Raw genomic sequence first — 11,555 nt, 5'->3', positions numbered from 1 at the left:
ATCGCTCATAACTTCTCTTAAAAGTTCAGCAGCCATTTCATTTCTTTTTGTTATGAATTCTTCTATAGTGTATCTTGCAGAAACAGCATTTAAACTTTCTGATATTCTAGGATTAACCAGCTTGTTTCGATAATCTGTGCCGAATTTTTTATATAAATCCAAAGTATCTCCTGTTATAGAATACTGAACATTTAAAGTCATAGATATTGTTTGCATATCCTTTGAAGATACAGCATAAGTTTTTTCTACTGTTTGTTCTCTTACTTCTATAGTTTTTATTGTATCCATAAAAGGTATTCTAAAATGAAGTCCAGCCTCTTCCTGAGATATAGCTTTACCTAATCTGCTTCTTATTCCTACTTCTCCAGTTGATACTATTGTAATGCTTGAAAATATTAAAAATCCTATTATTAATACTACAGGTAATGCTATAAGAAGAATAGAATTAATTTTGTTTGAATTAACATTTATAATTTTCATAAATTGCTCCTTGTATCAATTGAGAAATATTAAACTATAAGATACTTTTTTGCAAGTAAATCCTATTAGAGTATTTTATAATGCATTTTTTGAATTTGAAATATTGAATAATATTTATTGCATTAAAAAAAAAATACTATATAATTTATTATCATTAGTTATGTCAATGTTAATAATTTTCACAATTATAATTTTTTATAATTCATCGGAGTATTTATTATGGAAATGATTAATAGAGTTTTAATATCAGATGACGGTCATAGAATGTATACTTATCTTTTTATACCAGATATAAAGCCTAAAGCTATAGTTCAAATAGTTCATGGTTTAGGAGAGCATGCTGGAAGATATAAAGAGATAGCAGAAAAACTTAATAAAGAAGGTTTTTTGGTTTGTGCTGATGATCATAGAGGATTTGGAAGAAGTACTGTAAGTAAAGATCAAATGGGACATATGGCTGATAAAAACGGACATGAACTTATAATAGAAGATATGAAGCATTTGATGGTAAATACTAAAGCTGATTATCCTAATTTACCTTACTTTATGATGGGGCATAGTATGGGCTCTTTCCTTACCAGAGGTTTTTTAATTAAGTATCATAAAGATTTAAATGGTGCTATAATAATGGGTACTAGAGGAAAGCCTAAGGGAATAGAAACTTTAGGTAAAACTATAGCTAATATTCAAAAATCATTATTTGGCGGAAGAAAGAGAGCCTATCTTTTGGATAAATTATCTGTAGGTGGATATGGTAAAAAATATTTTCCTAAAGATAAATCGGATTTGGCATGGCTTACTTCAGATAAAGAAGAAATTAAAAAGGCTCAGGAAGATGAATATTTTGCTGATAAGCCTGCTAGTATAGAAACTTATGTGCAATTATTTGAACTTATAGATAAAATTTCTGATAAAAATAATTATTCTTCTATGGATAAGAATTTCCCTATACTTTTAATATCTGGCGACAGAGATCCTGTAGGTGATATGGGTAAGGGTGTTAAATGGGTATATGAGATGTATAAATCATTGGGGCTTAATGATGTTAATATTAGCCTTTACAAAGACGGCAGACATGAAATACTTAATGATGTTCAAAGAGATGATGTCGCTAATGAGATAATTGCTTGGCTTAATACTCATATGTCATAAGGTTTGATAATTTTATTAAGACTAGTTTCAGAATTCTGTAGCTTTCTTTATTACTTAAAAATTAATCATAATAAGCATAAACTCCTCTCTCTCTTGAGGCATCATAATCTTCTTTTATTTTCATAGCATATTTATCTTCACAGTGAATAAATTTTAAACATGATTTTATAGCTTCTTTTGTAAGTGGTGGTACATCTTCTCTGTTTAATACCTCTTCTATATCAAGCCAAATAACTTCACTGTTTTCAGAGTCATTAACTTTAGCCTCTCCTGAAATATATTCTGCTCTAAATGTCAAATACCAATCATCGGAAGTAAAACGCATAGATACTATTTCTAAAGCATTTACTTTTACATCTGTTTCTTCTAAAACTTCTCTCTCCGCAGCCTCAGCAGGAAGTTCCCCTTCATTTATAAATCCGCCCGGTATTATAAGAAGTCCGTTACCTCTACCATAATTATGTCTGCCTAAAAGAACTTTGCCGTCTTTTATAATAACACATCCTACGCCTTTGCCAAATATCATTCTTTCATTAGTTGAAAATGCCATTTATTTATTCCTCTTTATTTATTTTTGATAATTACTTATCATAAAAATTTATTTCTATTATATACTCATCTTCCTTATTTACCACAGCATTATTTGATATTCTATTTAAACTATATGGAGATAAATATAATGCAAGTATATCATCATTTTTAGAAGTTATCACTGGTATTTTTTCTCTTTCATATAAAGGTATTTTTAAATCTATAAAAATCTTTCTTAAAAGTTTTTTATTACCATTTGGATAAGCATAAATAAAATCGCCTTCTTCTTTATTTCTTATTATTATTGGATAATTTGATTTTATATATAATTTATCCTTATAATTAATATTTTTATTTAAAACAGTTTTTATTTCAAGTTTTTTATCAAAAAAATTATATATTCCATCATTATATATTTGTAAAAAATTATTTGTATTTTCATTTATTTTATTTAATAATTGTATATTAATAAAATCATATTCTTTTATTAAATAAAAATTATCAAGTCTTAATTTTATATTAGGTTTATTGGATTTTATTATTTTTAATATTTCAAATACTCTTTTTTCTGTTATTTCAATATTATTTTTTGCTAAAAATTTAATAATGATTTTCTCACTAAAAATTTTATTTATATTCTTTATTGCTTTTATATTAAGAGTTTTATTATTATTTGATATATTTCTTTTGTATAGTATATTAACTTTTTTTCTTAATAATGAAGTTTCTTTATATATTCTTTTTGAAAATAAAATAATATTATCTTTTGATTTTGTATTAATTTCTTCAAGCATAGGTATTATTAAATTTCTTATTTTATTTCTTGCATAATAATTTTTTTTATTTGATGAATCTTCTCTATGTTCGAGATTGTTTTTTTGAGTATACATCTCAATATCTTTTCTGTAAAAATGAAGTAGCGGTCTTAAAATATACGCTTTTTTTTCTCTTAAACTTTTATAAATTTCGCTTCCAGCCCCTTTAATCATTCTATAAATGATAGTTTCAACTAAATCATCTTTATTATGTGCTATTAATAAATAATCATATATTTTTTTATTATAAAGTTCTTTAAAAAAACTGTATCTGTCATTTCTAGCTTCAAGCTGTACATTTTTTCCTATATAGCTTTTTGGAGGTATTTCTTTAACATATATTTTTATATTATATTTTTCAGCCATACTTCGGGCGAACAATTCATCATTTGTTGAATCTTCTGCCCTTAAATTATAATTAACATGAAGTATAATTAGATTGAACGATAATTCTTCTTTTAATCTGTATAAAATATTAAGCATAACCTGAGAGTCAATTCCTCCTGAATATGCTGCTGCTAGGGTTTTATTTTTTATGTTATCTATATTTGAAAGTAAAAAATTATAAGTTTCTTTTATCATGTAACACATACAGTTTTCCAAATTTTATATAAGCATAATATTTTTTTTATTTATAATGAGTTTTCTCTCTCTTATATTATCATAATTAGCTTTTTCATCTGCAAGCATTTCATTATTTATATCATAATTTTCTAATATATTTTTTGAATTAGCATAGCAGTATATGCATTCATTGGGACAGCTATTATACATTCCAATATCAATGCTTTCTATACAATTGCATAATTTTCTTTGGGATTTATCTTTTTTCTCTTTTATAGAATAGCCTAATATTTTTTGTATTCTTTCTTTATCTATGCATGCTGATTTTTCTAATTCTATATTAAAATTATCAAAATCTTGAGAGCAGGATTTTAATTTTATATTATTTTTTATTGAAAGTTCTTTCATAGTTTTTATTAATAAAGCTTCATTATTATTATTTATATTTTTAATATTGTTTTTTATTTTTTTATATATTTGAATAAAACTGAATACACATTCATCTGTATAACCATTTAAACTTTCAGCAAATATTTTGAAATTTTTAATATGATAATCAACATTAAAATCATCATTTAAAATAATAGGATCATATCTCCATACAATTTTTTCTTTACCAAATAATTTGCTTATAGTTTGGAATTTTTTTATTAATTCATTTTTATCAGGTATATTTTTTTCTATATTTTTATTATAGGGCGTGATAGTAAAATGCAGATAAAATTTATATCTTAAATCTTTAACTTCTTTTAAGAAATCTATATCAGGATTTTTAGACCAAAATACTATTATATCAACAATATCTTTATTTAAAGGTATTTTGTAGAATATATTTTTATTTATAGGATTTTGAGTAATAACATATTTTTCTTTTAATCTATTCAAAAACCATTTTGTATGTGAAGAGGGTATATCGGTTCTTCTGCTGGCACTTACTATCATTTTTATTTATTAAAATACACCCATTCTTTTTCTTTGAGATAATTTTACTCCATAAGCATCATGCCCAGGATATATTAAAGTATCATCATCCAAAGCAAAAATTTTTTCAGATATGCTGTTTTCTAAAGTGTTGAAATCGCCTGTAGGAAAATCTGTTCTTCCTATTCCATATGCAAATATCGTATCTCCACAGAATAAATGTCCTTTGGTATAATAGCAAACTCCTCCTCTTGTATGTCCTGGTGTATGTATAACTTTAAATTCTCTGTCTTTTAATTTGAAAGTATCTCCATCATTAAATTGTATTTCAGGGCTTTTACATTTAAGTATGCTTCCCAAATATGCACTTACATTTAAATTTCCATCCTGAAAAAAATCATAATCTAAAGTATGCACACAATGAGGCACATCAGGATACTCTTTTCTTATATCATCTGAACCTGAAATATGATCAAAATGTGCATGAGTATATATTATTCTCACCAATTTTTTGCCTTCTAATAGTTTTTTATAAACATCATATCCTGAAGGCGATTCGGAAATATCTATTATCATAGCTTCATCATCTACAGATACAACATATGAATTCATTGCATACATATTAGTATTTATACAATCTATTTTTAAATCGCTCATTATTATTCTCCTATTTTTTTATATTTATTTTTTTTCAGTATCTGTAAGAAAAATATCCATAGTATCAAGCATTCCAGATAAAGTGCTGTATTTAATTATCTTTCTGTTTTTATCATCTTTTTCAATATATGCTACTATTTTAGGAATAAATATAGCAAAAGGAATTCCCTCTATTTTTACCTCCATTTCATAGCATTCTTTCTCTTCATTATTGATCTTTATCTTTTTTATTCCATTATTCAATACAGATACATTTAATTTATTATCTTTTGAAGCGGTAGGCATTATAATATTCATTTGATTTGTACTATCGAATGGAAAAGCCCTAGCTATTTGATATACTCCATGCATAGAAAATATAGCTAAAGTCCCTTCATTATTTGTGTAATTCACTTTTCCATTTATATCAAATGTATATTCCATAGTACCAAAATCATAATAATCTACAGTTTTATTATAAATAGTTCTCATATTTTCTAAATCTATTTTAGAATATATTTCTGATTTTCTTATATTGGTCATCATACTTTCTTCTAGTAGAAAAGGGTCTTTTAATTTATTTGTTATGAATCCTTTTATAGAAGTTTCTTTAATTCTCCAGTATCCGTCATTATCTATAGAAGTTTCTGTATATACTATTACAGCACTGTTTTTTTTTGCTGATATTCCTTTATGTACAAAATATTCGCTTTTTTGAAATGAAGGAATATTTGTATAGGAATAATATTGTGCTAGAAGTAATGAGTTTAATATAAAAAAAATTATTAATATGTTTTTCATTGGGATATAATAAACCTTAAAAATACAAATTTCAATATATTTTTATGTATTTTTTATTTTTAGAACTTTGTCTTTAGTATCTACTATAATAATGTTTATTTTTATTTCATATTTATTTTTTCTTTCTGTTATTCTGTATATATTAAAATTATTGTATTGATTTTTTAGAACTTCTAGAACTTCTTTTTATAATATTATCTTCTTCACATTAATCAAAAAATATAAATGAGAACATCTTATAATAATACCAAAACAAAAAATAAAATTTTATATTATTAATAATATTGTTCATTTATTTATACACATAATAAAATTTATTAAATATATTAACTATATATTAAAAGCTAAATATTTCAATTTTAAATAAAAAAGTAAAATATCGTACTTTTTCTATATTGACAAATGAATATCTGTCTATATAATGCAGGATATTTATAGTGTTAAATGGTATTAATCTTTTTATAATACTGGAGTTTGTATGAATATTCAAAAAATGGATAATTCGTTTTTTAGATATATTATTCCTGCAATAGTTTCAACTATGTTTGGAGGACTTTATATAGTTGTAGACGGTTTTTTTATAGGTAATTCCATAGGAGATATAGGTCTTACATCAATTAATTTGGTTTATCCTATAGGTACTTTCATTATGGCGACAGCTATTATGTTTGGAATGGGAGGCTCTGTTATAATGTCAACATATCTTGGAGCAGGTAATATAGAAGGATTTAATAAAGCTAAATCAAGTACTTTTATATCATTAATATTAATAAGTATAATATTAACCGTTATTTTGATTCTATTAAAAAATCCTCTTATATATTTACTAGGTGCAAGGGGTGAAGTGCTTAAACAGGCTGACTCATATATTACTACTATTGTCTTGGGAGCAGGATTTCAAATAATATCATTTGGAAGTATGCCCATAATAAGAAATTCTGGTAAAACAATTCATGCTATGATTTTTATGAGCTTCGGACTTATAACAAATATCTTTCTTGATTATTTATTTTTAATTGTTTTTAGATTGGAGATGTTTGGTGCTGCTTTAGCTACAATAATAGCTCAAGGATTAGTTGCTATAATATCAATATACTCTCTTTTTATAAGAAAGAAAAATAGAACGAAAATAAGATTATCAGATTTTAATTTATCTATGACAAAAAGAGCTGTAAAAATAGGATTATCTCCTTTCGGACTAGTTATAACTCCTTCTATTATAGTAATATTTAATAATTGGCAATGTATAAGATATGGAGGATATTTAGGAACAGCGGCTTATTCTGTAATGAATTATATATACGGATCTATCTTTACTTTATTTGAAGGAGTGACAGAAGGATGTCAGCCTATGATAAGTTATTTTAAGGGTGCTGCAAGAGAAGATTTAATGAGAAAAGTATTAAAGAAAGGTATTTTATTTGATATAATATTAGGTCTTATAATTATTACCATAATATTTATTTTTAAAAATAAACTTGGAATATTATTTGGTGCTTCTTTGGAAACTAATGCAATAGTAAGTGTGGGGCTTCCTATAATATCATCAAGTTTTATACTTAATCCTATAGTTAAGCTAGGTACTGCATATTTTTATTCATCAGGTGAAAGTAAATATTCTACTTTTTTAACTTATATAGATCCTCTTTTTGTAAGTCCTTTATGTATATTAATACTTCCATTATTTTTTAATCTTAATGGAGTGTGGATTGCTATTCCATTATCTCAATTTATATTATCATTATTATTTTTCTTTATATTTTATAATACAAATTTAAAGAATGATAATTTTAATTAATGAATCAATTTTTCAAAATAAAAAATGTAATAATCAATATTTATATTTTCATTATATTGATAATTTTGCCGTATATAATTTTTTTCTGCTATACTTATTATTTTATTTTCTATAATTGAAGCTCATTTTTATTTACTAATTCTTTAATACTATTATACAAATAAGTATATGGTATAAATTAAATATTTTTTCTCATCAAAACAAAACTATCAAAGAATATAGAATAAGAAGATAATATATATAATATTTATCATTGTGTTTTATGATAATAATAAAAGCTAAATATTTAATATAAAATAAAAAGTAAAATCTCGTACTTTATCTCTTGACAAAATAACAAATGATTAGTATAATAAGACTATCAAAAATAGTATGTATTCGGACTATTTTTGATATGATTATAAAGGAGTTTAATTATTATGGATATTGTACAAAATACTCAAAATATGGAAAAGTCCTTTTTTAAATACGTTATACCTGCAATAGTTTCTACTATGTTAGGCGGGCTTTATATAGTTGTTGACGGATTTTTTATAGGTAATTCTATGGGAGATATTGGGCTTACCGCTATTAATTTGGTTTATCCTATAGGAACTTTGCTTATGGCATCTGCTGTTATGCTTGGTATGGGCGGTTCTGTTATAATGTCAACATATTTGGGAGAGGGCAATATAGAGGGATTTAATAAAGCTAAAGTAAATACATTTATTTCTCTTATACTTGCAAGCATAATATTAACAGTTATTTTACTTTTAATAAAAGATTATCTTGTATATTTGCTTGGTGCAAGAGATGAGGTATTTAAGCAGGCTGATTCCTATATAACAACAATTATTATAGGAGGGGCTTTTCAAATAATATCATTCGGTTCTATGCCTATAATAAGAAACTGCGGAAAAACTATTCATGCTATGAGTTTTATGGGAGTAGGGCTTATAACAAATATATTTCTTGATTATTTATTTTTAATGGTTTTCAGATTGGAAATGTTCGGTGCTGCTTTGGCTACAATAATAGCACAGGTATTGGCGGCATTGATAGCTGTATATTATCTTTTTATAAGAAAGAAAAACAGAGTGAGAATAAAATTATCAGATTTTGATTTGGCTATGACAAAAAGAGCTTTGCAGATAGGATTATCTCCATTCGGTATGGTTATGGCGCCTTCGCTTATAGTAATATTCAATAATTGGCAATGCATAAAATACGGCGGATATTTAGGAACAACAGCTTATTCTGTTATGAATTATATTTACGGTTCTATTTTGCATTTATTTGAAGGAGTGGCAGAGGGCTGTCAGCCTATGATAAGCTATTTCAAAGGAGCCGGAAGAAATGATATGATGAAAAAAGTATTCAAAAAAGGCATTTTATTTGATGTTATATTCGGACTTACTCTAATAATAATAGTATTCATTTTTAGAAATAAATTAGGTATATTATTCGGAGCATCTGAAGAAACTAATGAAATAGTAAGTTTAGGGCTTCCTATAATATCAGCCGGATTCATACTTCAGCCTATAGTAAGATTAGGAACTGCATATTTTTATTCAGCAGGTGAAAGCAGATATTCGGCACTTTTAACTTATGTTGATCCTTTATTAGTAAGTCCATTATGCATATTGATACTTCCTCTATTTTTTAAACTTAATGGTATATGGCTTACTGTTCCTGTATCTCAATTTATATTGACAATGATTTTTTCATTGATATTTTATAATACAAATATGAAAAGTCAGAGTTTAATAAATAAAGCAGTTTATGAAAATGAATAAAAGAAATATATAAAAAATAATAGGCTTTAAATAATTGATATATATTGATTATTTAAAGCCTTTATATTTAATTAATTTATTATCCTATTATTGAAGATATAAGCATTGATACGAGTTTAATTATTATTAATGCTGTTAAGGCAAATATGGCAGAAGTTAATATAAGTTTATTTGCTTTTTCTATATGATTAGGATTTAAATCCTCTAAATATTCTCCTACTATAGGTCTGTCATATATTTCGCCGTCTTTTATATATTCTCCTCCAAGTTCTATATTCATAGCACCTGCAATAGAGGCTTCTAATCTTGCCTTATTATTTTTGCCGTCTCTTTTTAATGCTGTGAATGCATTTTTATATTCATATCTGAAGAATACTGATGATAAAATACAAATTAAAGATGTAAATATAGAAGGTATTATATTTAGTATATAGCATAATTTAATATTAAATATTCCGAATACATCATCGCTTTTATTTTCATCTATATAAATAGTATCAGATGAACTGTCAGAAAGTACATACAAAGCCTTATAAGCTATACATAAAGGAGCACCGCCTAATAATAAAAATATAGCCGGATATATATAATCTTCAGCTATACTTATTATAGTGTATTCTATTGTATTTTTAACAATTTGTTCTAGTTCTGCATCTTCCGCATCTATTTCAGCATTTTCTTTCAAAAGTGATTTAGCTTTTTTTAAATCATTTATTATAAGGCTATGAAATATATACGAACTTATCTCTAAAGGTTTTCTTATTCCAAGAGCAAGACAGCATAATATAAGCTCTATTATTAAACCCAAAATAAAATGCAGTTTATATAAAAGCATTAAAAGGAAAAACGGTATTAAAAAACTTATTGCTATTATTATTAAAGAACTTAATGTACCTACTATAAAAGTTAAAGTTTTGTTTTTCGTATTGCCTTTTTTTCTAAATATATCTTCTGCTATAAAATGAAGTCTTGATATAAATACAAAAGGATCAAATTTTATATTTTTTACGAATATGTTGAGCAGAAAAGATATAGGCAGTATTAATAGTATTTTCATATTATTTATTCCAATAAAAGTTATTATTAATAATCATCGTAAAATTATAACTTTTCTATAATACTTATATAATTTTTATCATCTATTTCTGCATAATATCCGCTTCCGTTTTGTAAAAGATAATCATAAAATTCCAATTTCTGCTTTTCATATCTGCTGAATATAGACATAATAACACCGCCATGAGTAACTACAGCTGTATAATCCAAATTATTTTTTTTCATATCTTCTATTATATATAGATATGCTTTTTCAGTTCTTCCAAAGAAACTATCAGCTTCTTCTCCGTTCGGTACATTACTCTGCCAATTACTTCTGAAAAACTCTTTATAATGAGGATCATTCTTTAATTCATCATGATTTTTTCCCTCGAAATCTCCGAAGCATCTTTCTTTTAAATCATTGATAATTTCTTTATTTTCTTCTTTCATATCTGAAAAATATATTCCTGCAGTTTCCAAACATCTTTTCATAGGGCTTACATACAATTTTTGTACAGGCTTATATTTATCTATAATATTTTTCTTACTTATTATAACTTCTTTTCCTGCTTCAGATAATGGAGCATCTGTAGAACCAAGCCATCTTCCTTCAGCATTTAATTGAGTTTGTCCATGTCTTATAAATAGTATTTTCATTATGATACTCCGATTTGATATTTTATTTTTTGAAATGATATTTACATTATAATAATAGTTTATTTTTTTTCAATGATATAATTTTATTTTTTATATTTATGAAATTATTCATAAAGTATAATGTTTTATTTTTATTGCACGGGAGCCAGAGATATTTCCTTTAAGTATTCCTTATTTTTTTGAAGTATAACATAGGAGTATCATAATTTAAAGCCGAATGTATTCTTTTATTCTTCACTTTATTAATGCTTAATACTATCTTTTTTTTCTGCTGTGTATTATATTGTTTCATAGATATTCCTTTTTTTTATTTTTAGCAATTTAAATTATAAGGAATATCTGATTTTTTTAAACTAAAAGTGTGCAATATCTATGGAACTTAAACAA

12 protein-coding genes are annotated in these 11,555 nt (G+C 25.1%); 3 read left to right on the top strand and 9 right to left on the bottom strand.

What is annotated here, in order from left to right:
* The coding region (locus Q1J76_RS06555) for a prohibitin family protein (RefSeq protein WP_300368616.1) at positions 1-480 on the bottom strand (480 nt) is incomplete at its 3' end.
* A 219-nt stretch (positions 481-699) separates the two neighbouring features.
* Between Q1J76_RS06555 and Q1J76_RS06550 the strand changes: the two genes are divergently transcribed.
* Positions 700-1,632, top strand: coding sequence for an alpha/beta fold hydrolase (locus Q1J76_RS06550; RefSeq protein ID WP_300368613.1), 933 nt, complete (start codon positions 700-702; stop codon positions 1,630-1,632).
* Positions 1,633-1,693: 61 nt separating this feature from the next.
* Here Q1J76_RS06550 and Q1J76_RS06545 read toward each other — a convergent pair whose 3' ends face one another.
* Genes Q1J76_RS06545 through Q1J76_RS06525 form a run of 5 tightly spaced genes read right to left on the bottom strand, consistent with a single transcriptional unit; the run spans position 1,694 to position 5,900 of the window.
* Entirely contained in the window at positions 1,694-2,182 is a 489-nt protein-coding gene (locus tag Q1J76_RS06545; RefSeq protein ID WP_300368610.1) for an NUDIX domain-containing protein, read from the bottom strand.
* 31 nt (positions 2,183-2,213) lie between these two features.
* Entirely contained in the window at positions 2,214-3,560 is a 1,347-nt protein-coding gene (tilS, locus tag Q1J76_RS06540) for a tRNA lysidine(34) synthetase TilS (protein WP_300368619.1), read from the bottom strand.
* 24 nt (positions 3,561-3,584) lie between these two features.
* The gene (locus Q1J76_RS06535) at positions 3,585-4,484 is read right to left on the bottom strand and encodes a DUF1848 domain-containing protein (protein ID WP_300368607.1); all 900 of its coding nucleotides are present in this window, start codon (positions 4,482-4,484) and stop codon (positions 3,585-3,587) included.
* Between the two features lie 9 nt (positions 4,485-4,493).
* Positions 4,494-5,120 carry an MBL fold metallo-hydrolase gene (locus Q1J76_RS06530; RefSeq protein WP_300368604.1) on the bottom strand — a complete coding sequence of 209 codons (627 nt, stop codon included), beginning with the start codon at positions 5,118-5,120 and terminating at the stop codon, positions 4,494-4,496.
* Positions 5,121-5,144: 24 nt separating this feature from the next.
* Positions 5,145-5,900 (bottom strand): lipocalin/fatty acid-binding family protein, encoded by a 756-nt coding sequence (locus tag Q1J76_RS06525; RefSeq protein WP_300368601.1) that lies wholly within the window; start codon positions 5,898-5,900, stop codon positions 5,145-5,147.
* 478 nt (positions 5,901-6,378) lie between these two features.
* Between Q1J76_RS06525 and Q1J76_RS06520 the strand changes: the two genes are divergently transcribed.
* Together Q1J76_RS06520 and Q1J76_RS06515 are read left to right on the top strand one after the other, a co-directional pair.
* Entirely contained in the window at positions 6,379-7,698 is a 1,320-nt protein-coding gene (locus Q1J76_RS06520) for an MATE family efflux transporter (protein WP_300368598.1), read from the top strand.
* A gap of 419 nt (positions 7,699-8,117) precedes the next feature.
* Positions 8,118-9,473 (top strand): MATE family efflux transporter, encoded by a 1,356-nt coding sequence (locus tag Q1J76_RS06515; protein WP_300368595.1) that lies wholly within the window; start codon positions 8,118-8,120, stop codon positions 9,471-9,473.
* A 79-nt stretch (positions 9,474-9,552) separates the two neighbouring features.
* Here the strand turns inward: Q1J76_RS06515 and Q1J76_RS06510 are convergent, their stop codons facing one another.
* From Q1J76_RS06510 to Q1J76_RS06500, 3 genes are all read right to left on the bottom strand, one after another.
* The gene (locus tag Q1J76_RS06510; protein ID WP_300368592.1) at positions 9,553-10,530 is read right to left on the bottom strand and encodes a cobalamin biosynthesis protein CobD/CbiB; all 978 of its coding nucleotides are present in this window, start codon (positions 10,528-10,530) and stop codon (positions 9,553-9,555) included.
* Positions 10,531-10,574: 44 nt separating this feature from the next.
* Positions 10,575-11,168, bottom strand: coding sequence for a histidine phosphatase family protein (locus Q1J76_RS06505; protein ID WP_300368589.1), 594 nt, complete (start codon positions 11,166-11,168; stop codon positions 10,575-10,577).
* A 160-nt stretch (positions 11,169-11,328) separates the two neighbouring features.
* Positions 11,329-11,460 carry a hypothetical protein gene (locus tag Q1J76_RS06500; RefSeq protein ID WP_300368586.1) on the bottom strand — a complete coding sequence of 44 codons (132 nt, stop codon included), beginning with the start codon at positions 11,458-11,460 and terminating at the stop codon, positions 11,329-11,331.
* Positions 11,461-11,555 lie beyond the last annotated feature (95 nt).

Origin of the sequence: Brachyspira sp., from assembly GCF_029258575.1 — a bacterium.
Classification (GTDB): domain Bacteria; phylum Spirochaetota; class Brachyspiria; order Brachyspirales; family Brachyspiraceae; genus Brachyspira.
The sequence above is the reverse complement of the archived record's forward strand: the minus strand, read 5'-3'. Positions and strand labels throughout refer to the sequence as shown.